The sequence below is a fragment of the Pseudomonas sp. ef1 genome (genome assembly GCF_007293365.2).
GTDB lineage: Bacteria > Pseudomonadota > Gammaproteobacteria > Pseudomonadales > Pseudomonadaceae > Aquipseudomonas > Aquipseudomonas siliginis.
In genome coordinates this window covers 109,953-131,512 of the sequence record NZ_CM129815.1, presented here as the reverse complement: position 1 = coordinate 131,512, position 21,560 = coordinate 109,953, and the positions used below count along the sequence as shown (strand labels likewise).

The window sequence follows — 21,560 nt, the reverse complement described above, 5'->3', positions numbered from 1 at the left end:
GTGGCTAAGCGTTGGTATGTTGTGCATGCTTACTCGGGTTACGAGAAGCATGTGATGCGCTCGCTGATCGAGCGCGTAAAGCTGGCTGGCATGGAAGATGGCTTCGGCGAGATTCTGGTTCCCACTGAAGAAGTGGTTGAGATGCGTAACGGCCAGAAGCGCAAAAGCGAACGGAAGTTCTTTCCAGGCTATGTGCTGGTCCAGATGGATATGAATGAGGGTACTTGGCACTTGGTCAAGGATACTCCTCGGGTGATGGGTTTTATCGGCGGTACCGCTGACAAGCCTGCGCCAATTACAGATAAAGAGGCAGAAGCGATTCTGCGTCGCGTTGCTGATGGTAGCGACAAGCCGAAGCCGAAGACTTTGTTCGAGCCGGGCGAGACGGTACGTGTCAATGACGGTCCATTCGCTGATTTCAACGGCGTTGTGGAAGAAGTTAACTACGAAAAGAGCCGGATCCAAGTGGCAGTGCTCATTTTCGGTCGCTCTACTCCGGTGGAGCTCGAGTTCAGTCAGGTCGAGAAGGTCTAACTGGACAAGCAATCCCAACCCCGCAGCCTTAGGCTGTGGGGTTTTGTCGTCACTGGGATAAACGCGCAAGTAACCGGGGAGCCTTTCGAGGCGTTCGAACCCGTAATTGGAGTGCCTCATGGCCAAGAAGATTACCGCTTACATCAAGCTGCAAGTGAAGGCCGCTCAGGCTAACCCAAGTCCACCGGTTGGTCCTGCTCTGGGTCAGCACGGCGTGAACATCATGGAATTCTGCAAGGCTTTCAACGCCCGTACTCAGGGTCTTGAGCCAGGTCTGCCGACTCCAGTGATCATCACTGTCTACAGCGACCGTAGCTTCACTTTCGAAACCAAATCCACCCCTGCTTCGGTTCTGCTGAAGAAGGCGGCCGGTCTGACCAGCGGTTCCGCTCGTCCGAACACCGTTAAGGTTGGCACTGTTACCCGTGCTCAGCTGGAAGAAATCGCGAAAACCAAAAACGCGGATCTGACTGCAGCTGATATGGATGCAGCCGTGCGTACTATCGCCGGTTCTGCTCGTAGCATGGGCCTTAACGTGGAGGGTGTGTAATGGCTAAGCTGACCAAGCGTCAAAAGGCTATCGCCGGCAAAATCGAAGCAGGCAAGGCCTACAACATTGTAGACGCCGCTGCTCTGCTGGCCGAGCTGTCGACTGTCAAGTTCAGCGAGTCGTTCGACGTTGCTGTAAATCTGGGTGTAGACCCGCGTAAATCCGACCAGGTTGTTCGTAGCGCTACTGTGCTGCCACACGGCACTGGCAAGACCGTTCGCGTTGCTGTGTTCACCCAGGGTCCAGCTGCTGAGGCCGCTCTGGCTGCCGGCGCTGACCGTGTAGGTATGGACGACCTGGCTGCCGAAATGAAAGGCGGCGACCTGAACTATGACGTAGTGATCGCATCCCCGGATGCCATGCGCGTTGTAGGTCAGTTGGGTCAGATCCTCGGTCCACGTGGCCTGATGCCTAACCCTAAAGTCGGCACCGTAACTCCAGACGTAGCCAACGCGGTCAAGAACGCCAAGGCTGGTCAGGTTCGTTATCGCACCGACAAAAACGGCATCATCCACACTTCCGTTGGCAAGATCGGCTTCGACGCCGTCAAGCTGAAGGAAAACGTTGAAGCCCTGATCGCTGATCTGAAGCGTATCAAGCCAGCTTCCTCGAAAGGTATTTACGTCAAGCGCGTTACCCTGAGCACCACTATGGGCCCAGGTCTGGTTATCGACCAGAGCTCGCTCGACGCGTAAGACAAAGGTTGGCGCGGATTGCCGCGCCAATTGAAAGATTGGGGTCCCTGCCTGGCGGGGGCTATCCAAGACCGTAGGCGGCGCAAGCCTTAAACCTCAAGCCTACGCAGATGGTGCTCCCGGTTCCTTACCGAATCAGACACCAAAACGACATTCGGTTCCGATCGAATGAAACGGTAACAAGCAGGAGTTAAACCCGTGGCAATTAATCTCGAAGACAAGAAGGCCATCGTCGCTGAAGTCAACGAGGCTGCCAAAGTCGCTCTGTCCGCTGTCGTGGTTGATGCACGTGGCGTAACAGTAGGCGCAATGACCGGACTCCGTAAAGAGGCTCGTGAAGCTGGCGTTTACGTACGTGTTGTACGTAACACCCTGCTCAAGCGCGCTGTTGCTGACACTCAATACAGTGTCCTCAACGACGTGTTCACCGGCCCGACCCTGATTGCATTCTCGAACGAACATCCGGGCGCTGCTGCCCGTATCTTCAAAGAGTTTGCCAAGGGTCAGGACAAGTTCGAGATCAAGGCAGCTGCGTTCGAGGGCAAGTTCCTCGCAGCTAATCAGATCGACGTACTGGCAACTCTGCCGACCCGTGACGAAGCAATTTCTCAGCTGATGAGCGTGATTCAAGGCGCAACCAGCAAATTGGCTCGTACTCTGGCGGCAATTCGCGACCAGAAAGAAGCTGCCGCAGCCTAAGGCTCGTCACTTTTCGCGTTTTTTGTTTATTTCGATGGTCGCGTAGGCCGTCCCCCAATTCAGGAATTGAGTCATGTCTCTGACTAACGAACAAATCATCGAAGCAATCGGCCAGAAATCCGTAGTGGAAATCGTTGAGCTGATCAAAGCGATGGAAGAAACCTTCGGTGTTACCGCTGCTGCCGCTTCGGCTGGCCCAGCTGTAGCTGCTGCTGCTGTTGAAGAGCAAACCGAGTTCAACGTTGTTCTGCTGGAAGCTGGCGAGAAGAAGGTTAACGTGATCAAGGCAGTTCGTGAACTGACTGGTCTGGGCCTGAAAGAAGCCAAAGAGAAAGTAGACGGCGCTCCTCAGGTTGTAGCTGAAGGCGTTTCGAAAGAAGCGGCTGAAGACGCCAAGAAGAAGCTGGAAGAAGCAGGCGCTAAAGTCGAGCTGAAGTAAGCATCGACTTTGCTCCTCCAGCCCGAGCGTCAAGCGACAGGCTGATGGCTGGTGGCTCTTGCCACCGGCCTTTTTCCGTTATTGGCAGCCGACTGGGTCGGTGCTGATAAAGGCGCTGTAACCACCCGATGCGGTGGCGCAAACCATGGGGTTTGCACGATTTTCTGGCTGCTCCCGTCGGGAGGGGCCAAACAAGCAGGTGACCAAGCTGGGGAACGCTGATGGCTTACTCATATACTGAGAAAAAACGTATCCGCAAGGACTTTAGCAAGTTGCCGGACGTCATGGATGTGCCTTACCTCCTGGCCATCCAGCTGGATTCGTATCGTGAATTCTTGCAAGCGGGAGCGACTAAAGATCAGTTCCGCGACGTGGGCCTGCATGCGGCCTTCAAATCCGTTTTCCCGATCATCAGCTACTCCGGCAATGCTGCGCTGGAGTACGTCGGTTATCGCCTGGGCGAACCGGCATTTGATGTCAAAGAATGCGTATTGCGCGGTGTAACTTTCGCCGTACCTTTGCGGGTAAAAGTGCGCCTGATCATTTTCGACAAAGAATCGTCGAACAAAGCGATCAAGGACATCAAAGAGCAAGAAGTCTACATGGGTGAAATCCCCCTGATGACTGAGAACGGTACCTTCGTAATCAACGGTACCGAGCGTGTTATCGTTTCCCAGCTGCACCGTTCCCCGGGCGTGTTCTTCGACCACGACCGCGGCAAGACGCACAGCTCCGGCAAACTGCTGTACTCGGCTCGCATCATTCCTTACCGCGGTTCGTGGCTGGACTTCGAATTCGACCCGAAAGACTGCGTCTTCGTGCGTATCGACCGTCGTCGCAAACTGCCGGCTTCGGTACTGCTGCGCGCACTCGGTTACACCACCGAAGAAGTGCTGGACGCGTTCTACACCACCAACGTATTCCACCTGAGCGGCGAAACCCTCAGCCTGGAACTGGTGCCATCGCGCCTGCGTGGTGAGGTTGCGGTTCTGGACATCCAGGACGAGAAGGGCAAGGTCATCGTTGAGCAAGGCCGCCGTATTACCGCGCGCCACATCAACCAGATCGAGAAAGCCGGTATCAAGACGCTGGACGTGCCACTGGACTACGTCCTCGGCCGCACCACCGCCAAGGCTATCGTGCACCCGGCTACCGGCGAAATCCTGGCCGAATGCAACACCGAGCTGAACACTGAAGTCCTGGCAAAGATCGCCAAGGCCCAGGTGGTTCGCATCGAGACCCTGTACACCAACGACATCGACTGCGGTCCGTTCGTCTCCGACACGCTGAAGATCGACTCCACCAGCAACCAATTGGAAGCGCTGGTCGAGATCTATCGCATGATGCGTCCAGGCGAGCCGCCAACCAAAGACGCTGCCGAGACCCTGTTCAACAACCTGTTCTTCAGCCCTGAGCGTTATGACCTGTCTGCGGTCGGCCGGATGAAGTTCAACCGTCGTATCGGTCGTACCGAGATCGAAGGTTCGGGCGTGCTGTGCAAGGAAGACATCGTCGCGGTACTGAAGACTCTGGTCGACATCCGTAACGGTAAAGGCATCGTCGATGACATCGACCACCTGGGTAACCGTCGTGTTCGCTGCGTAGGCGAAATGGCCGAAAACCAGTTCCGCGTTGGCCTGGTACGTGTTGAGCGTGCGGTCAAAGAGCGTCTGTCGATGGCTGAAAGCGAAGGCCTGATGCCGCAAGACCTGATCAACGCCAAGCCAGTGGCTGCCGCGGTGAAAGAGTTCTTCGGTTCCAGCCAGCTGTCGCAGTTCATGGACCAGAACAACCCGCTGTCCGAGATCACCCACAAGCGTCGTGTCTCTGCACTCGGCCCTGGCGGTCTGACTCGTGAGCGCGCAGGCTTCGAAGTCCGTGACGTACACCCGACTCACTACGGTCGTGTCTGCCCGATTGAAACGCCGGAAGGTCCGAACATCGGCCTGATCAACTCCCTGGCTGCGTACGCTCGCACCAACCAGTACGGCTTCCTGGAAAGCCCGTACCGCGTGGTGAAAGAGGGTGTGGTCACCGACGAGATCGTGTTCCTGTCCGCTATTGAAGAAGCCGATCACGTGATCGCGCAGGCTTCGGCGACCATGAACGAGCAGAAAGTCCTGATCGACGAACTGGTTGCCGTACGTCACCTGAACGAATTCACCGTCAAGGCGCCGGAAGACGTCACCCTGATGGACGTTTCGCCGAAGCAGGTTGTGTCGGTTGCAGCGTCGCTGATTCCGTTCCTCGAGCACGACGACGCCAACCGTGCGTTGATGGGTTCGAACATGCAGCGTCAGGCTGTACCGACTCTGCGCGCTGACAAGCCGCTGGTAGGTACCGGCATGGAGCGTAACGTAGCCCGTGACTCCGGCGTTTGCGTCGTGGCTCGTCGTGGTGGCGTGATCGACTCCGTCGACGCCAGCCGTATCGTGGTTCGTGTTGCCGATGATGAAGTTGAAACCGGTGAAGCCGGTGTCGACATCTACAACCTGACCAAATACACCCGCTCGAACCAGAACACCTGCATCAACCAGCGTCCGCTGGTACGTAAAGGTGATCGCGTTCAGCGTAGCGACATCATGGCCGACGGCCCGTCCACCGACATGGGTGAGCTGGCACTGGGTCAGAACATGCGCATCGCGTTCATGGCATGGAACGGCTTCAACTTCGAAGACTCCATCTGCCTGTCCGAGCGTGTTGTTCAGGAAGACCGTTTCACCACGATCCACATTCAGGAACTGACCTGTGTGGCCCGTGACACCAAGCTTGGCCCAGAGGAAATCACTGCGGACATCCCGAACGTGGGTGAAGCCGCACTGAACAAGCTGGACGAAGCCGGTATCGTTTATGTAGGTGCTGAAGTAGGCGCAGGCGACATCCTGGTGGGTAAGGTCACTCCGAAAGGCGAGACCCAACTGACTCCGGAAGAAAAACTGCTGCGTGCAATCTTCGGTGAAAAAGCCAGCGACGTTAAAGACACTTCCCTGCGTGTACCTACCGGTACCAAAGGTACTGTGATCGACGTACAGGTCTTCACCCGCGACGGCGTTGAGCGTGATGCTCGTGCACTGTCGATCGAGAAGTCCCAGCTGGACGAGATCCGCAAGGATCTGAACGAAGAGTTCCGCATCGTTGAAGGCGCGACTTTCGAACGTCTGCGTTCCGCACTGGTAGGCCACAAGGCCGAAGGCGGCGCCGGCCTGAAGAAAGGTCAGGACATCACCGACGAAGTACTCGACGGTCTTGAGCACGGCCAGTGGTTCAAACTGCGCATGGCTGAAGATGCGCTGAACGAGCAGCTCGAGAAGGCTCAGGCCTACATCGTTGATCGTCGCCGTCTGCTGGACGACAAGTTCGAAGACAAGAAGCGCAAACTGCAGCAGGGCGATGACCTGGCTCCAGGCGTGCTGAAAATCGTCAAGGTTTACCTGGCAATCCGTCGCCGCATCCAGCCGGGCGACAAGATGGCCGGTCGTCACGGTAACAAGGGTGTGGTCTCCGTGATCATGCCGGTTGAAGACATGCCGCACGATGCCAATGGCACCCCGGTCGACGTGGTCCTCAACCCGCTGGGCGTACCTTCGCGTATGAACGTTGGTCAGATTCTCGAAACCCACCTGGGCCTCGCGGCCAAAGGTCTGGGCGAGAAGATCAACCGGATGGTCGAAGAGCAGCGTAAAGTCGCTGAACTGCGCACTTTCCTGGACGAGATCTACAACCAGATCGGCGGTCGTAACGAAGATCTGGACAGCTTCTCCGATCAGGAAATCCTCGATCTGGCGAACAACCTGCGTGGCGGCGTTCCAATGGCCACTCCAGTGTTCGACGGCGCCAAGGAAAGCGAAATCAAGGCCATGCTGAAACTGGCAGACCTGCCGGAAAGCGGCCAGATGCAGCTGACCGACGGCCGTACCGGCAACAAGTTCGAGCGTCCAGTTACCGTTGGCTACATGTACATGCTGAAGCTGAACCACTTGGTAGACGACAAGATGCACGCGCGTTCTACCGGTTCTTACAGCCTGGTTACCCAGCAGCCGCTGGGTGGTAAGGCGCAGTTCGGTGGTCAGCGTTTCGGGGAGATGGAGGTCTGGGCACTGGAAGCATACGGTGCTGCTTACACTCTGCAAGAAATGCTCACAGTGAAGTCGGACGATGTGAACGGCCGTACCAAGATGTACAAGAACATCGTGGATGGCGATCACCGTATGGAGCCGGGCATGCCCGAGTCCTTCAACGTGTTGATCAAGGAAATTCGTTCCCTCGGCATCGATATCGATCTGGAAACCGAATAACACGTGACGCGAATCGAGAGCGGGGCAGGATTGCCCGCTCTCTGCTCCGCCAGGAGGAAAGGCCTTGAAAGACCTACTGAATTTGCTGAAAAACCAGGGTCAAGTCGAAGAGTTCGACGCCATCCGTATCGGATTGGCCTCGCCGGAGATGATCCGTTCGTGGTCGTTCGGTGAAGTTAAAAAGCCGGAAACCATCAACTACCGTACGTTCAAACCTGAGCGTGACGGCCTGTTCTGCGCCAAGATCTTTGGCCCGGTAAAGGATTACGAGTGCCTGTGCGGTAAGTACAAGCGCTTGAAGCACCGTGGTGTGATCTGCGAGAAGTGCGGCGTTGAAGTTGCACTGGCCAAGGTTCGTCGTGAGCGCATGGCGCACATCGAACTGGCTTCGCCGGTTGCCCACATCTGGTTCCTGAAATCGCTGCCGTCCCGTATCGGCCTGCTGATGGACATGACCCTGCGTGATATCGAGCGCGTTCTCTACTTCGAGAGCTATGTCGTTATCGATCCAGGCATGACCACCCTTGAAAAAGGTCAGCTGCTGAACGACGAGCAGTATTTCGAAGCGCTTGAAGAGTTCGGTGACGATTTCGATGCCCGCATGGGTGCTGAAGCTGTCCGTGAACTGCTGCACGCTATCGACCTGGAGCACGAGATTGGCCGTCTGCGCGAAGAGATTCCGCAAACCAACTCGGAAACCAAGATCAAGAAGCTGTCCAAGCGTCTGAAGTTGATGGAAGCCTTCCAGGGTTCCGGCAACCTGCCAGAGTGGATGGTGCTGACCGTTCTGCCGGTTCTGCCGCCAGATCTGCGTCCACTGGTCCCGCTGGATGGCGGTCGTTTCGCGACCTCCGACCTCAACGATCTGTATCGTCGAGTGATCAACCGTAACAACCGTTTGAAGCGCCTGCTGGATCTGTCCGCTCCGGACATCATCGTGCGCAACGAAAAGCGCATGTTGCAGGAAGCGGTCGATGCATTGCTCGACAACGGTCGTCGTGGTCGCGCTATCACCGGTTCCAACAAGCGTCCTCTGAAATCCTTGGCTGACATGATCAAGGGTAAGCAGGGTCGTTTCCGTCAGAACTTGCTCGGTAAGCGTGTTGACTACTCCGGTCGTTCGGTAATTACCGTAGGCCCGACCCTTCGTCTGCACCAGTGCGGTCTGCCGAAGAAGATGGCTCTCGAGCTGTTCAAGCCGTTCATTTTTGGCAAGCTGGAAATGCGTGGTCTGGCGACCACCATCAAAGCGGCCAAGAAAATGGTCGAGCGCGAACTGCCAGAGGTTTGGGACGTTCTAGCTGAAGTGATTCGCGAACACCCGGTTCTTCTCAACCGTGCACCAACCCTTCACCGTCTGGGTATCCAGGCGTTTGAACCGGTACTGATCGAAGGTAAGGCTATCCAGCTGCACCCGCTGGTCTGCGCCGCGTACAACGCCGACTTCGACGGCGACCAAATGGCCGTGCACGTACCGCTGACACTGGAAGCCCAGCTCGAAGCGCGTGCGTTGATGATGTCGACCAACAACATTCTGTCGCCAGCCAACGGTGAGCCAATCATCGTTCCGTCGCAGGACGTTGTATTGGGTCTGTACTACATGACTCGTGAAGCGATCAACGCCAAGGGCGAAGGTCGTGTGTTCGCGGATCTGCAGGAAGTCGACCGTGTGTTCCGTGCCGGCGAAGCCGCACTGCACGCCAAGGTCAAGGTTCGTATCAACGAAACCGTCAACGACCGTGACGGCAACAGTGTGAGCGGTACCCGTATCGTCGACACCACTGTCGGCCGTGCGCTGCTGTTCCAGGTTGTGCCGAAAGGTCTGTCGTTCGACGTCGTCAACCTGCCGATGAAGAAAAAGGCGATCTCCAAGCTGATCAACCAGTGCTACCGCGTGGTTGGTCTGAAAGAGACCGTGATCTTCGCTGACCAGTTGATGTACACCGGTTTCGCTTACTCGACCATCTCCGGCGTTTCGATCGGTGTTAACGATTTCGTTATCCCGGATGAAAAAGCCCGCATCATCGGTGCAGCCACCGACGAAGTGAAAGAGATCGAGAGCCAGTACGCCTCCGGCCTGGTAACCCAGGGCGAGAAGTACAACAAAGTGATCGACCTCTGGTCGAAAGCGAACGACGAAGTTTCCAAGGCGATGATGGCCAACCTCTCGAAAGAGAAAGTCATCGACCGTCACGGCGACGAAGTCGACCAAGAGTCTTTCAACTCGATGTACATGATGGCCGACTCGGGTGCGCGGGGTTCCGCAGCACAGATTCGTCAGCTGGCCGGTATGCGTGGTCTGATGGCCAAGCCGGACGGTTCCATCATTGAAACGCCGATTACTGCGAACTTCCGTGAAGGTTTGAGCGTACTTCAGTACTTCATCTCGACTCACGGTGCTCGTAAAGGTCTGGCGGATACCGCGTTGAAAACTGCGAACTCCGGTTACCTGACTCGTCGTCTGGTAGACGTGGCGCAGGATCTGGTTGTAACCGAGATCGATTGCGGCACCGAACACGGTCTGCTGATGACTCCGCACATTGAAGGCGGTGACGTTGTAGAGCCGTTGGGTGAGCGCGTATTGGGTCGTGTCATTGCCCGTGACGTATTCAAACCAGGCACCGAGGACGTCATCGTTCCTGCCGGTACTCTGGTAGACGAGAAGTGGGTCGAATTCATCGAGCTGAACAGCATCGACGAAGTGATCGTGCGTTCGCCGATCAGCTGCGAAACCCGCTATGGCATTTGCGCCAAGTGCTACGGCCGTGATCTGGCTCGTGGTCACCAGGTGAACATTGGTGAAGCGGTCGGCGTTATCGCTGCCCAGTCCATCGGTGAGCCGGGTACCCAGCTGACCATGCGTACGTTCCACATCGGTGGTGCGGCAAGCCGGACTTCCGCAGCCGACAGCGTTCAGGTGAAGAATGGCGGTACCGTCCGTCTGCACAACCTGAAGCACGTTGAGCGAGTGGATGGTCACCTGGTTGCTGTGTCCCGTTCCGGTGAGCTGGCAATCGCTGACGATTTCGGTCGTGAGCGCGAGCGTTACAAGCTGCCGTACGGTGCTGTGATTTCGGTTAAAGAAGGTGACAAGGTCGACGCTGGCGCAATCGTGGCCAAGTGGGATCCGCACACTCACCCGATCGTTACCGAAATGAAAGGTACCGTGACCTACGTGGGCATGGAAGAGGGCATCACGATCAAGCGTCAGACTGACGAATTGACCGGTATGACCAACATTGAAGTACTCGACGCGAAAGATCGTCCAGCTGCCGGCAAGGAAATCCGTCCAGCAGTGAAGATGGTCGACGACAACGGCAAGGATCTGTTGCTGCCAGGCACTGACGTTATCGCTCAGTACTTCCTGCCAGCCAACGCCCTGGTCGGTGTGGCTGACGGTGCGAAGATTGCGATCGGTGATGTTATCGCTCGTATCCCGCAGGAAACTTCGAAGACCCGTGACATCACCGGTGGTCTGCCGCGTGTTGCCGACCTGTTCGAAGCGCGTCGTCCGAAAGAGGCGTCGATTCTGGCTGAAGTCAGCGGCACCATCGCGTTCGGTAAAGAGACCAAGGGCAAGCGCCGTCTGGTCATTACCCCGAACGACGGTAGCGATCCGTATGAAGAGCTGATTCCGAAGTGGCGTCACCTGAACGTCTTCGAAGGCGAACAGGTAAACCGCGGCGAAGTTATCTCCGACGGTCCAAGCGATCCGCACGACATCCTGCGTCTGCTGGGTGTGAGCGCGCTGGCCAAGTACATCGTCAACGAGATCCAGGACGTTTATCGTCTGCAAGGCGTGAAGATCAACGACAAGCACATCGAGACCATCCTGCGTCAGATGCTGCGTAAAGTTGAGATCTCCGAGTCCGGCGATTCCAGCTTCATCAAGGGCGACCAGGTGGAACTGACTCACGTTCTGGTCGAGAACGAGCGTCTGAGCGCGGAAGACAAGTTTGTCTCCAAGTTCACTCGCGTTCTGCTGGGTATCACCAAGGCGTCGTTGTCCACCGAATCGTTCATCTCGGCGGCTTCCTTCCAGGAAACCACTCGCGTACTGACCGAAGCGGCAGTCACCGGCAAGCGCGATTACCTGCGCGGCCTGAAAGAAAACGTAGTCGTGGGTCGTCTGATCCCGGCCGGTACCGGTCTTGCCTATCACAGCGAGCGCAAGCGTCGCCGTGATGCCGACAAGCCGTTGCGCGTAAGCGCCAGTGAAGTGGAAGCTGCACTGACCGAAGCGCTGAACTCGAGCGGTAACTGAGTTCTGCGATAAACGAGCGTGAGGCCCTGATCGCTCCGTTCGTCGAATCGAGACATCAAGTCAAGGTTCGATGGGCGGGGAGGTCGGGGCCTTGCCTTGACTGGAATCAAGATCCTCTTTAGACTCTTGATCCCCTAAATTTGGCGGGAATTCGTTCCTGCCATTTTGCTTTTCTTGCAAGACAATAGCGTCGCAAGACAACAGTGGAGCTAGTAGATGGCAACTATCAACCAGCTGGTACGTCAGCCGCGTAAGCGTATCGTCGAGAAGTCCGACGTACCTGCGCTGCAGAACTGCCCGCAACGTCGTGGCGTGTGCACCCGTGTGTACACCACCACGCCGAAAAAACCTAACTCGGCACTGCGTAAAGTATGCCGTGTGCGTCTGACCAACGGTTTCGAGGTTTCCTCGTACATCGGTGGTGAAGGCCACAACCTGCAAGAGCACAGCGTGGTACTGATCCGCGGCGGTCGTGTAAAAGACTTGCCAGGTGTTCGTTACCACACCGTTCGCGGCTCCTTGGATACTTCCGGCGTTAAAGGCCGTAACCAGGGTCGTTCGAAGTACGGTACCAAGCGTCCGAAGTAATCGGCCGTTTTGCAGATTTTTATTTTATTGAGTCGATAAGAGTAAGGTCGGGCACGCATCCTCTGGATCTGTCCCGAGCTAACCTGAAGACCGCTTGAGGGCTTATCATGCCAAGACGTCGCGTAGCAGCAAAGCGTGAGATTCTGGACGATCCGAAATACGGAAGCCAGATCCTCGCCAAATTCATGAACCACGTTATGGAAAGCGGCAAGAAAGCCGTTGCCGAGCGTATCGTTTATGGTGCCCTGGAAACCGTTGCGGCCCGTAAGGCTGGCACCGATCCCCTGGAACTCTTCGAAAAAGCACTCGACGCCATCGCTCCGCTGGTCGAAGTGAAGTCGCGCCGCGTTGGTGGTGCTACTTACCAGGTTCCGGTCGAGGTTCGTCCTTCCCGTCGTAACGCTCTGGCAATGCGCTGGTTGGTAGACTTCGCCCGTAAGCGCGGCGAGAAGTCTATGGCTCTGCGTTTGGCTGGCGAACTGCTGGATGCTGCTGAAGGTAAAGGTGCTGCTGTTAAGAAGCGTGAAGACGTGCACCGTATGGCCGAAGCTAACAAAGCTTTCTCGCACTACCGCTTCTAATTTTAGCTTCACTAATTTTGCGAGGGCTTTATGGCTCGTACTACTCCGATTAGCCGCTACCGTAACATCGGTATCGTCGCTCACGTGGATGCTGGTAAAACCACCACCACCGAGCGCGTACTGTTTTACACCGGCAAAAGTCACAAAATGGGCGAGGTGCATGATGGCGCCGCGACCACAGACTGGATGGTTCAGGAGCAGGAGCGTGGTATTACCATTACTTCTGCTGCCATTACCGCCTTCTGGAAAGGTTCCGAGAAGCAGTACTCTCACGAGCACCGTTTCAACGTAATCGATACCCCGGGCCACGTTGACTTCACCATTGAAGTTGAGCGTTCCCTGCGCGTACTCGACGGCGCTGTCGTTGTGTTCTGCGGTACTTCGGGTGTTGAGCCGCAGTCGGAAACCGTATGGCGTCAAGCCAACAAGTACGGCGTTCCACGTCTTGTTTACGTAAACAAGATGGACCGTGCCGGCGCCAACTTCCTGCGCGTGATCGGTCAGATCAAGCAGCGTCTGGGTCACACTCCGGTGCCGATCCAGTTGGCCATCGGTTCCGAAGACAACTTCCAGGGTCAGATCGATCTGATCAACATGCAAGCTGTCTACTGGAACGACTCTGACAAAGGTATGGTTCCTGTTCGCAAGGACATTCCTGCCGAGCTGCAAGAGCTGGCGGAAGAGTGGCGCAACAATATGGTTGAAGCTGCCGCCGAAGCCAACGAAGAGCTGATGAACAAGTACCTGGAAGGCGAAGAGCTGTCGATCGAAGAGATCAAGGCTGCTTTGCGTCAGCGTACTATCGCCGGCGAAATCGTTCTGGCCGTTTGCGGTTCTTCGTTCAAGAACAAGGGCGTTCCCCTGGTTCTCGACGCCGTTATCGACTACCTGCCTGCTCCGACCGACATTCCTGCTATCAAGGGTTCCAACCCTGATAACGAGGAAGAAGAGATGGAGCGTCATGCAGACGACAACGAGCCTTTCGCGGCTCTGGCGTTCAAGATCGCTACCGACCCATTCGTGGGTACTCTGACCTTCGTCCGCGTTTACTCGGGCGTGTTGAACTCCGGCGACGGCGTGATCAACTCGGTCAAAGGCAAGAAAGAGCGCGTGGGTCGTATGGTGCAAATGCACGCAAACGCCCGTGAAGAGATCAAGGAAGTACGCGCTGGTGACATCGCGGCCCTGATCGGCATGAAGGACGTCACCACTGGTGAAACCCTCTGCAACGCTGACAAGCCAATCATCCTGGTTCGCATGGACTTCCCGGAGCCGGTTATTTCGGTTGCCGTAGAGCCTAAGACCAAGGATGACCAGGAAAAAATGGGTATCGCTCTGGGCAAACTTGCTCAGGAAGACCCGTCTTTCCGCGTTAAAACTGATGAAGAGACTGGTCAGACGATCATCTCCGGCATGGGCGAGCTGCACCTGGACATCCTGGTTGACCGGATGCGCCGTGAGTTCAACGTCGAAGCCAACATCGGCAAGCCTCAGGTTTCGTATCGTGAGCGCATCACGAAGAACTGTGAAATCGAAGGCAAGTTCGTTCGTCAGTCCGGTGGTCGCGGCCAGTTCGGTCACTGCTGGATCCGTTTTGCTCCTGCTGACGAAGGTCAGGAAGGTCTGCAATTCGTGAACGAAGTTGTAGGTGGTGTGGTTCCTAAGGAATACATCCCGGCTATCCAGAAGGGCATCGAAGAGCAGATGAAGAACGGCGTTGTTGCCGGCTATCCGCTGATCGGCCTGAAGGCTACCGTGTTCGATGGTTCTTACCACGACGTCGACTCCAACGAGATGGCGTTTAAAGTGGCTGCTTCCATGGCGACCAAGCAACTGGCCCAGAAGGGTGGTGGTGAGTTGCTCGAGCCGATCATGGCGGTAGAGGTTGTTACGCCTGAAGACTATATGGGTGATGTGATGGGCGACCTTAACCGTCGTCGCGGCATGATCCAGGGTATGGAAGACACAGTGTCCGGCAAGGTTATCCGTGCCGAGGTTCCGCTGGGTGAGATGTTCGGTTATGCGACCGACGTTCGTTCCATGTCCCAGGGTCGCGCAAGCTACTCTATGGAATTCAAAAAATATGATACGGCTCCGTCGCACATCGTCGAATCCGTAACCAAAAAACAAGGCTGATTCAGCCCCTTTAGGCTAGGAGTTAATTGTCGTGGCTAAAGAAAAATTTGATCGTTCCCTACCGCACGTCAACGTTGGCACCATCGGTCACGTTGACCACGGTAAAACCACTCTGACTGCTGCTCTGACTCGCGTTTGCTCCGAAGTTTTCGGTTCTGCAATCGTTGACTTCGACAAGATCGACAGTGCACCAGAAGAAAAAGCTCGCGGTATCACCATCAACACCGCGCACGTTGAGTACAACTCGAAGATCCGTCACTACGCTCACGTTGACTGCCCAGGTCACGCTGACTACGTGAAGAACATGATCACCGGTGCTGCTCAGATGGACGGCGCTATCCTGGTTTGCTCGGCCGCTGATGGTCCGATGCCGCAAACCCGTGAGCACATCCTGCTGTCCCGTCAGGTTGGCGTTCCGTACATCGTGGTCTTCCTGAACAAGGCTGACCTGGTAGACGACGCTGAGCTGCTGGAACTGGTTGAGATGGAAGTTCGTGACCTGCTGTCGACTTACGACTTCCCGGGCGACGACACTCCGATCATCATCGGTTCGGCTCGTATGGCGCTGGAAGGCAAAGACGACAACGAGATGGGCACCACTGCCGTCAAGAAACTGGTTGAAACTCTGGATGCCTACATCCCAGAACCAGTTCGTATGATCGACAAGCCATTCCTGATGCCAATCGAAGACGTATTCTCGATCTCGGGTCGCGGTACTGTTGTGACTGGTCGTATCGAGCGCGGTATCGTTCGCGTTCAGGATCCGCTGGAAATCGTTGGTCTGCGTGACACCACCGTTACTACTTGCACCGGTGTTGAAATGTTCCGCAAGCTGCTCGACGAAGGTCGTGCTGGCGAGAACTGCGGCGTTCTGCTGCGTGGTACCAAGCGTGACGACGTTGAGCGTGGCCAGGTTCTGGTCAAGCCAGGTTCGGTCAAGCCGCACACCAAGTTCACCGCAGAAGTTTACGTTCTGAGCAAGGAAGAAGGCGGTCGTCACACTCCGTTCTTCAAAGGCTACCGTCCACAGTTCTACTTCCGTACTACTGACGTGACTGGTAACTGCGAGCTGCCAGAAGGCGTTGAAATGGTAATGCCAGGTGACAACATTCAGATGACTGTTACCCTGATCAAAACCATCGCGATGGAAGATGGTCTGCGTTTCGCTATCCGTGAAGGCGGTCGTACCGTCGGCGCTGGCGTCGTAGCCAAAATCATCGAGTAAGACTTTAGAGTCAGCTTGATGGATTGAAAAAGCCCCCGCTCAGCGGGGGCTTTTTTATTGGGTTGACACCTATCGGGGGCGTCTATAGAATTGCGCCTCCTTTTAACGGGCGTATTGCGCCCGGTGGGAATAGCAGCCGGAGTCTGAAATCCAATGCAAAATCAGCAAATCCGTATCAGGTTGAAGGCTTTTGACCATCGCCTGATCGACCAATCAACCCAGGAAATCGTGGAAACCGCGAAACGTACTGGTGCTCAAGTGCGTGGTCCAATTCCACTGCCTACCCGTAAAGAGCGGTTCACCGTTCTGGTTTCCCCGCACGTCAACAAAGACGCGCGTGACCAGTACGAGATCCGCACTCATAAGCGTGTTCTGGACATCGTCCAGCCAACGGATAAAACCGTTGACGCGCTGATGAAGCTTGATCTTGCGGCCGGTGTGGAAGTGCAGATCAGCCTCGGCTAAGACTCGGTCTTGGTCGTGTAACGCTCTGAAATGGGCGGCCATAGCGGGTGAAAGCCCCGTACACTCATGAGGTTTACAACATGACTATTGGTGTAGTCGGTCGTAAATGCGGTATGACCCGTATTTTCACCGAAGAAGGTGTCTCCATTCCGGTCACGGTCATTGAGATCGAGCCGAATCGCGTCACCCAGTTCAAAACTGAAGAGACCGATGGCTATCGTGCAGTGCAAGTCACTGTCGGCGAGCGTCGCGCTTCGCGTGTAACAGCAGCTCAGGCTGGCCACTTCGCTAAAGCGAACGTTGCCGCTGGTCGCACCACCATGGAATTCCGCCTTGAAGAAGGCGAGTACCAGGCTGGCGATCTGATCAACGCTGAAATCTTCGCCGCTGGTCAACTGGTTGATGTAACCGGTCAGTCCAAGGGTAAAGGCTTCCAGGGTACGATCAAGCGTTGGAATTTCCGCGGGCAAGATAACACCCACGGTAACTCCGTATCCCACCGCGTCCCAGGCTCTATCGGCCAGTGCCAGACTCCTGGTCGTGTATTCAAGGGCAAAAAAATGTCCGGTCATATGGGCGCTGAGCGCGTGACCGTGCAGTCCCTGGAAGTAGTGCGCGTGGACGCTGAACGCAATCTGTTGTTGGTCAAGGGTGCTGTTCCTGGCGCTACTGGCGGCAACCTGGTTGTACGTCCAGCAGCCAAGGCTCGCGGTTAAGGGGAAGCTGACATGCAATTAAATGTAAATGACGCTCAAGCGATCGAAGTTTCCGAACTGACATTTGGCGGCGAATTCAACGAGACGCTGGTTCACCAAGCAGTCGTGGCCTACATGGCCGGCGGCCGTCAAGGTAGCAAGCAGCAGAAGACCCGTTCCGACGTTCGTGGTGGCGGCAAGCGCCCATGGCGTCAGAAAGGTACTGGCCGTGCTCGTGCCGGTACTATCCGTAGCCCAATCTGGCGTGGCGGCGGTACCACTTTCGCAGCTCGTCCACAGGATCACTCCCAGAAGCTGAACAAGAAGATGTATCGCGCAGCAATGCGTTCCATCCTTGCTGAGCTGGTGCGTACTGATCGTCTGGTCGTGGTTCAGGATTTCGCTGTTGAAACTCCGAAAACCAAAGATCTGCTGGGCAAACTGAACAACATGAGCCTGACCGACGTTCTGATCGTGTCGGACGCTGTTGATCAGAACCTGTACCTGGCTGCTCGCAACCTGCCGCACGTAGATGTACGTGACGTGCAAGGTTCCGATCCAGTTAGTCTGATCGCATACGACAAGGTGTTGATCACCGTGTCGGCCGTGAAGAAATTCGAGGAGCTGCTGGGATGAACCAGGAACGCGTATTTAAAGTTCTGCTTGGCCCGCACGTTTCCGAGAAGGCTACGGTTCTGGCAGACAAGAAAGGCCAGTTCGTTTTCAAGGTTGCTACTGATGCAACCAAGCTGGAAATCAAGAAGGCCGTCGAAAGCCTGTTCAGCGTGAAAGTAGAGCGCGTCACTACCCTGAACGTTCTGGGTAAGAGCAAGCGCACTGCTCGCGGTCTGGGCAAGCGTAATGACTGGAAGAAGGCAGTTATCTCCCTTCAGCCAGGCCAAGATCTCGATTTCAGCAGCAGTGCTGAGTAAGGAAGGGGTGCATCATGGCAATCGTTAAATGCAAACCGACTTCCCCTGGCCGCCGTTTTGTGGTCAAGGTGGTCAACCAGGAGCTGCATAAAGGCGCTCCTCACGCACCGCTGCTCGAGAAAAAATCGAAGTCTGGTGGTCGTAACAACAATGGCCGTATTACCACTCGTCACATCGGTGGTGGTCATAAGCAGCATTACCGTATGGTCGATTTCCGTCGCAACGACAAAGATGGCATCGTCGCCACTGTCGAGCGTATCGAATACGATCCAAACCGTACTGCTCACATCGCACTGCTGTGCTACGCAGACGGCGAGCGTCGCTACATCATCGCCCCTAAAGGCGTGAGTGCTGGCGACCAGCTGATCGCAGGCGCTCTGGCTCCAATCAAGCCAGGCAACGCTCTGCAACTGCGCAACATTCCAGTCGGTTCTACCGTACACGGCATCGAATTGAAGCCAGGTAAAGGTGCACAGATCGCTCGTTCCGCTGGTGCTTCGGCTCAGCTGATCGCTCGTGAAGGTGTCTACGTGACCCTGCGTCTGCGTTCCGGTGAAATGCGTAAAGTCCTGGCTGAATGCCGTGCGACCCTGGGTGAAGTCTCGAACTCCGAGCACAGCCTGCGTTCGCTGGGTAAAGCTGGTGCCAAACGCTGGCGTGGCGTTCGCCCAACCGTTCGTGGTGTTGCCATGAACCCGGTTGACCACCCACATGGTGGTGGTGAAGGTCGTACCTCTGGTGGTCGTCATCCGGTATCGCCATGGGGCTTCCCGACTAAGGGCGCGAAGACTCGTGGTAATAAGCGTACCGACAAAATGATCGTCCGTCGTCGCAAGTAAATAGAGGGATACGACAGTGCCACGTTCTCTGAAAAAAGGTCCTTTTATTGATCTTCACCTACTGAAGAAGATCGAAGTGGCGGCGGAAAAGAACGATCGCAAACCAATTAAAACCTGGTCGCGTCGTTCGATGATCCTGCCACAAATGGTCGGTCTGACCATCGCAGTACACAACGGTCGTCAGCACGTCCCAGTTCTCGTTAACGAAGACATGGTCGGCCACAAACTGGGCGAGTTCGCCGGTACCCGCAACTATCGCGGGCACGTGGCTGACAAGAAAGCCAAGCGTTAAGGGGTAAGGAAATGGAAGTAGCCGCTAAGTTGTCGGGCGCTCGAATCTCCGCCCAGAAAGCCCGCTTGGTCGCCGACCAGATCCGCGGGAAGAAGGTGGGCGAAGCGCTCAACCTGTTGGCTTTCAGCAGTAAGAAAGCCGCCGAGATCATGAAGAAAGTGCTGGAGTCGGCCGTAGCCAACGCCGAGCATAACGAAGGCGCAGACGTTGATGACCTGAAGGTCAGCACCGTTTTCGTCAACGAAGGGCGTTCGCTGAAGCGCATCATGCCACGTGCCAAAGGCCGTGCTGATCGCATCGTCAAGCGGTCTTGCCATATCACTGTCAAGGTTGCTGACAAGTAACGGAGTCGAAGAGATGGGTCAGAAAGTACATCCCATTGGCATTCGCCTGGGAATCGTCAAGGAGCACACCTCCGTCTGGTACGCAGACGGTCGGACTTATGCGGACTACTTGTTCGCAGATCTGAAAGTGCGTGAGTATCTCCAAGACAAACTAAAAAGCGCGTCCGTAAGCCGTATCGATATCCATCGTCCGGCCCAAACTGCACGCATCACCATCCACACCGCTCGTCCAGGTATCGTTATCGGGAAGAAAGGTGAAGATGTTGAGAAACTGCGTCAGGACCTGACCAAGCAAATGGGTGTGCCTGTGCACATCAATATCGAAGAGATCCGCAAGCCGGAGCTCGACGGTATGCTGGTTGCGCAGAGCGTAGCTCAGCAGCTGGAGCGTCGTGTAATGTTCCGTCGCGCTATGAAGCGCGCTGTACAGAACGCCATGCGCATTGGTGCCAAAGGCATCAAAATCCAAGTGAGCGGTCGTCTCGGCGGTGCTGAAATCGCACGTACTGAATGGTATCGCGAAGGTCGTGTGCCACTGCACACCCTGCGTGCCGACATCGACTATGCCAACTACGAAGCTCACACCACTTACGGTGTGATCGGTGTAAAGGTTTGGATCTTCAAAGGCGAAGTTATTGGTGGTCGCCAAGAAGAACTGAAACCACAAGCACCAGCGCCTCGTAAAAAAGCTGCTAAGTAAGGGGTACGCCAAATGTTGCAACCAAAGCGTACGAAGTTCCGCAAGCAGATGACCGGCCACAACCGTGGTCTGGCACTGCGCGGTAGCAAAGTCAGCTTCGGCGAGTTCGCGCTGAAGTCTGTTGCTCGTGGTCGTCTCACCGCTCGTCAGATCGAGTCAGCGCGTCGTGCTCTGACCCGTCATGTAAAACGTGGCGGCAAGATCTGGATCCGTGTATTCCCGGACAAGCCGATTTCCAAGAAACCTCTCGAGGTTCGTATGGGTAAAGGTAAGGGTAACGTGGAGTACTGGGTTGCCCAGATTCAGCCAGGCAAAGTCCTGTATGAAATCGAGGGTGTTTCTGAAGAGCTGGCGCGTGAGGCTTTCGCCCTGGCTGCTGCAAAGCTGCCGCTCGCCACCTCCTTTGTTAAACGGACGGTGATGTGATGAAAGCGAATGAACTTCGTGAAAAATCCGCACAGCAGCTGAACGAGCAACTGCTCGGCTTGCTGCGCGACCAGTTCAATCTGCGCATGCAGAAAGCAACTGGCCAGTTGGGGCAGTCTCATCTGCTCTCGCAAGTTAAGCGTGACATCGCTCGCGTGAAGACTGTGCTCAACCAGCAGGCAGGTAAGTGATCATGGCTGAAGCCGAAAAAACTGTCCGTACGCTGACTGGCCGTGTTGTCAGCGACAAGATGGACAAAACCATCACCGTTCTGATCGAGCGTCGCGTAAAGCACCCGATCTACGGTAAATACGTTAAGCGTTCGACTAAGCTGCACGCGCACGACGAAACCAATCAGTGCCACATCGGCGACAAAGTCACTATTCGTGAAACTCGTCCGATGGCCAAGACCAAGTCTTGGGCGCTGGTTGATGTTCTCGAACGCGCTGTGGAAGTCTAAGGGCTAGGGGTCGGAGAAATTATATGATTCAGACTCAATCCATGCTCGATGTGGCCGATAACAGCGGCGCTCGCCGTGTTATGTGCATCAAGGTGCTGGGTGGCTCCCATCGTCGTTACGCTGGTATCGGTGACATCATCAAAGTTACCGTGAAGGAAGCAATTCCTCGCGGTAAAGTGAAAAAAGGCCAAGTGATGACTGCTGTTGTAGTCCGCACTCGTCACGGCGTACGTCGTGCTGATGGCTCCATTATCCGCTTTGATGGCAACGCTGCTGTTCTTCTGAACAACAAGCAAGAGCCGATCGGCACCCGTATCTTTGGGCCAGTGACCCGTGAACTTCGTACTGAGAAGTTCATGAAGATCGTCTCGCTCGCCCCAGAAGTGCTGTAAGGAGATCCG

The 21,560-nt window shown here is 55.7% G+C and carries 23 protein-coding genes; all 23 read left to right on the top strand.

The genetic code is table 11. The features are described 5' to 3' along the window. The 23 genes from nusG to rplN all read left to right on the top strand — a co-directional run bounded on the left by nusG (window position 1) and on the right by rplN (window position 21,551). Window positions 1–534 (top strand): transcription termination/antitermination protein NusG, encoded by a 534-nt coding sequence (gene nusG / locus FEE99_RS00665; RefSeq protein ID WP_007957598.1) that lies wholly within the window; start codon window positions 1–3, stop codon window positions 532–534. Window positions 535–652: 118 nt separating this feature from the next. Next, window positions 653–1,084, top strand: coding sequence for a 50S ribosomal protein L11 (gene rplK, locus FEE99_RS00660; RefSeq protein WP_003176435.1), 432 nt, complete (start codon window positions 653–655; stop codon window positions 1,082–1,084). Beyond that, window positions 1,084–1,779: a 50S ribosomal protein L1 gene (rplA, locus tag FEE99_RS00655; protein WP_024014523.1), complete on the top strand. Its 696-nt coding sequence runs from the start codon at window positions 1,084–1,086 to the stop codon at window positions 1,777–1,779. Before rplK ends, rplA begins: the two co-directional genes overlap by 1 nt. A gap of 198 nt (window positions 1,780–1,977) precedes the next feature. Next, window positions 1,978–2,478 (top strand): 50S ribosomal protein L10, encoded by a 501-nt coding sequence (rplJ, locus tag FEE99_RS00650; RefSeq protein ID WP_008081912.1) that lies wholly within the window; start codon window positions 1,978–1,980, stop codon window positions 2,476–2,478. A 73-nt stretch (window positions 2,479–2,551) separates the two neighbouring features. Continuing rightward, complete coding sequence (gene rplL, locus FEE99_RS00645; RefSeq protein ID WP_007962228.1) at window positions 2,552–2,917, top strand: 50S ribosomal protein L7/L12; 366 nt, start codon at window positions 2,552–2,554, stop codon at window positions 2,915–2,917. A gap of 221 nt (window positions 2,918–3,138) precedes the next feature. After that, entirely contained in the window at window positions 3,139–7,212 is a 4,074-nt protein-coding gene (gene rpoB, locus FEE99_RS00640; RefSeq protein ID WP_016772939.1) for a DNA-directed RNA polymerase subunit beta, read from the top strand. A gap of 64 nt (window positions 7,213–7,276) precedes the next feature. After that, window positions 7,277–11,476 carry a DNA-directed RNA polymerase subunit beta' gene (gene rpoC / locus FEE99_RS00635; RefSeq protein ID WP_041479732.1) on the top strand — a complete coding sequence of 1,400 codons (4,200 nt, stop codon included), beginning with the start codon at window positions 7,277–7,279 and terminating at the stop codon, window positions 11,474–11,476. Window positions 11,477–11,692: 216 nt separating this feature from the next. Beyond that, entirely contained in the window at window positions 11,693–12,064 is a 372-nt protein-coding gene (gene rpsL / locus FEE99_RS00630) for a 30S ribosomal protein S12 (RefSeq protein ID WP_003186084.1), read from the top strand. 107 nt (window positions 12,065–12,171) lie between these two features. After that, the gene (gene rpsG, locus FEE99_RS00625; RefSeq protein WP_016772941.1) at window positions 12,172–12,645 is read left to right on the top strand and encodes a 30S ribosomal protein S7; all 474 of its coding nucleotides are present in this window, start codon (window positions 12,172–12,174) and stop codon (window positions 12,643–12,645) included. A gap of 30 nt (window positions 12,646–12,675) precedes the next feature. Then, window positions 12,676–14,781: an elongation factor G gene (gene fusA, locus FEE99_RS00620; protein ID WP_016772942.1), complete on the top strand. Its 2,106-nt coding sequence runs from the start codon at window positions 12,676–12,678 to the stop codon at window positions 14,779–14,781. A 31-nt stretch (window positions 14,782–14,812) separates the two neighbouring features. Continuing rightward, complete coding sequence (gene tuf, locus FEE99_RS00615) at window positions 14,813–16,006, top strand: elongation factor Tu (protein ID WP_064361246.1); 1,194 nt, start codon at window positions 14,813–14,815, stop codon at window positions 16,004–16,006. Window positions 16,007–16,159: 153 nt separating this feature from the next. Then, window positions 16,160–16,471 (top strand): 30S ribosomal protein S10, encoded by a 312-nt coding sequence (gene rpsJ / locus FEE99_RS00610; protein ID WP_003186070.1) that lies wholly within the window; start codon window positions 16,160–16,162, stop codon window positions 16,469–16,471. Window positions 16,472–16,551: 80 nt separating this feature from the next. After that, the gene (gene rplC / locus FEE99_RS00605; protein ID WP_003228738.1) at window positions 16,552–17,187 is read left to right on the top strand and encodes a 50S ribosomal protein L3; all 636 of its coding nucleotides are present in this window, start codon (window positions 16,552–16,554) and stop codon (window positions 17,185–17,187) included. A 12-nt stretch (window positions 17,188–17,199) separates the two neighbouring features. Continuing rightward, window positions 17,200–17,802 carry a 50S ribosomal protein L4 gene (rplD, locus tag FEE99_RS00600; protein WP_003228735.1) on the top strand — a complete coding sequence of 201 codons (603 nt, stop codon included), beginning with the start codon at window positions 17,200–17,202 and terminating at the stop codon, window positions 17,800–17,802. Continuing rightward, window positions 17,799–18,098: a 50S ribosomal protein L23 gene (gene rplW, locus FEE99_RS00595; protein ID WP_002555488.1), complete on the top strand. Its 300-nt coding sequence runs from the start codon at window positions 17,799–17,801 to the stop codon at window positions 18,096–18,098. Before rplD ends, rplW begins: the two co-directional genes overlap by 4 nt. A gap of 14 nt (window positions 18,099–18,112) precedes the next feature. Beyond that, entirely contained in the window at window positions 18,113–18,937 is an 825-nt protein-coding gene (gene rplB / locus FEE99_RS00590; RefSeq protein ID WP_016772943.1) for a 50S ribosomal protein L2, read from the top strand. Between the two features lie 16 nt (window positions 18,938–18,953). After that, the gene (rpsS, locus tag FEE99_RS00585) at window positions 18,954–19,229 is read left to right on the top strand and encodes a 30S ribosomal protein S19 (RefSeq protein WP_011336172.1); all 276 of its coding nucleotides are present in this window, start codon (window positions 18,954–18,956) and stop codon (window positions 19,227–19,229) included. A gap of 11 nt (window positions 19,230–19,240) precedes the next feature. After that, the gene (gene rplV, locus FEE99_RS00580) at window positions 19,241–19,573 is read left to right on the top strand and encodes a 50S ribosomal protein L22 (RefSeq protein WP_003103908.1); all 333 of its coding nucleotides are present in this window, start codon (window positions 19,241–19,243) and stop codon (window positions 19,571–19,573) included. 13 nt (window positions 19,574–19,586) lie between these two features. After that, on the top strand, window positions 19,587–20,273 hold the full coding sequence (rpsC, locus tag FEE99_RS00575) for a 30S ribosomal protein S3 (protein WP_003176422.1): 687 nt from the start codon (window positions 19,587–19,589) through the stop codon (window positions 20,271–20,273). Window positions 20,274–20,285: 12 nt separating this feature from the next. Continuing rightward, a complete protein-coding gene (gene rplP, locus FEE99_RS00570; RefSeq protein ID WP_003228729.1) occupies window positions 20,286–20,699 on the top strand; it encodes a 50S ribosomal protein L16 in 414 nt (137 codons plus the stop codon). After that, window positions 20,699–20,890: a 50S ribosomal protein L29 gene (gene rpmC / locus FEE99_RS00565; RefSeq protein WP_002555481.1), complete on the top strand. Its 192-nt coding sequence runs from the start codon at window positions 20,699–20,701 to the stop codon at window positions 20,888–20,890. The genes rplP and rpmC overlap by 1 nt, the downstream gene beginning before the upstream one ends. A 2-nt stretch (window positions 20,891–20,892) precedes the next feature. Further along, a complete protein-coding gene (rpsQ, locus tag FEE99_RS00560) occupies window positions 20,893–21,159 on the top strand; it encodes a 30S ribosomal protein S17 (protein ID WP_003194644.1) in 267 nt (88 codons plus the stop codon). Window positions 21,160–21,182: 23 nt separating this feature from the next. Then, the gene (gene rplN / locus FEE99_RS00555; RefSeq protein ID WP_002555479.1) at window positions 21,183–21,551 is read left to right on the top strand and encodes a 50S ribosomal protein L14; all 369 of its coding nucleotides are present in this window, start codon (window positions 21,183–21,185) and stop codon (window positions 21,549–21,551) included. Window positions 21,552–21,560: the final 9 nt, after the last annotated feature.

Bases quoted from the DNA above. Each gene is read 5' to 3' on its own strand.
- rpsL (WP_003186084.1), top strand. From the start codon at position 11,693: ATGGCAACTATCAACCAGCTGGTACGTCAGCCGCGTAAGCGTATCGTC.
- rpsQ (WP_003194644.1), top strand. From the start codon at position 20,893: ATGGCTGAAGCCGAAAAAACTGTCCGTACGCTGACTGGCCGTGTTGTC.
- rpmC (WP_002555481.1), top strand. From the start codon at position 20,699: ATGAAAGCGAATGAACTTCGTGAAAAATCCGCACAGCAGCTGAACGAG.
- rplC (WP_003228738.1), top strand. From the start codon at position 16,552: ATGACTATTGGTGTAGTCGGTCGTAAATGCGGTATGACCCGTATTTTC.
- rplB (WP_016772943.1), top strand. From the start codon at position 18,113: ATGGCAATCGTTAAATGCAAACCGACTTCCCCTGGCCGCCGTTTTGTG.
- rplW (WP_002555488.1), top strand. From the start codon at position 17,799: ATGAACCAGGAACGCGTATTTAAAGTTCTGCTTGGCCCGCACGTTTCC.
- rplD (WP_003228735.1), top strand. From the start codon at position 17,200: ATGCAATTAAATGTAAATGACGCTCAAGCGATCGAAGTTTCCGAACTG.
- rplL (WP_007962228.1), top strand. From the start codon at position 2,552: ATGTCTCTGACTAACGAACAAATCATCGAAGCAATCGGCCAGAAATCC.
- rplK (WP_003176435.1), top strand. From the start codon at position 653: ATGGCCAAGAAGATTACCGCTTACATCAAGCTGCAAGTGAAGGCCGCT.
- rpsC (WP_003176422.1), top strand. From the start codon at position 19,587: ATGGGTCAGAAAGTACATCCCATTGGCATTCGCCTGGGAATCGTCAAG.
- rpsG (WP_016772941.1), top strand. From the start codon at position 12,172: ATGCCAAGACGTCGCGTAGCAGCAAAGCGTGAGATTCTGGACGATCCG.
- rplV (WP_003103908.1), top strand. From the start codon at position 19,241: ATGGAAGTAGCCGCTAAGTTGTCGGGCGCTCGAATCTCCGCCCAGAAA.
- rplP (WP_003228729.1), top strand. From the start codon at position 20,286: ATGTTGCAACCAAAGCGTACGAAGTTCCGCAAGCAGATGACCGGCCAC.
- rpsJ (WP_003186070.1), top strand. From the start codon at position 16,160: ATGCAAAATCAGCAAATCCGTATCAGGTTGAAGGCTTTTGACCATCGC.
- rplN (WP_002555479.1), top strand. From the start codon at position 21,183: ATGATTCAGACTCAATCCATGCTCGATGTGGCCGATAACAGCGGCGCT.
- rplA (WP_024014523.1), top strand. From the start codon at position 1,084: ATGGCTAAGCTGACCAAGCGTCAAAAGGCTATCGCCGGCAAAATCGAA.
- rpoB (WP_016772939.1), top strand. From the start codon at position 3,139: ATGGCTTACTCATATACTGAGAAAAAACGTATCCGCAAGGACTTTAGC.
- fusA (WP_016772942.1), top strand. From the start codon at position 12,676: ATGGCTCGTACTACTCCGATTAGCCGCTACCGTAACATCGGTATCGTC.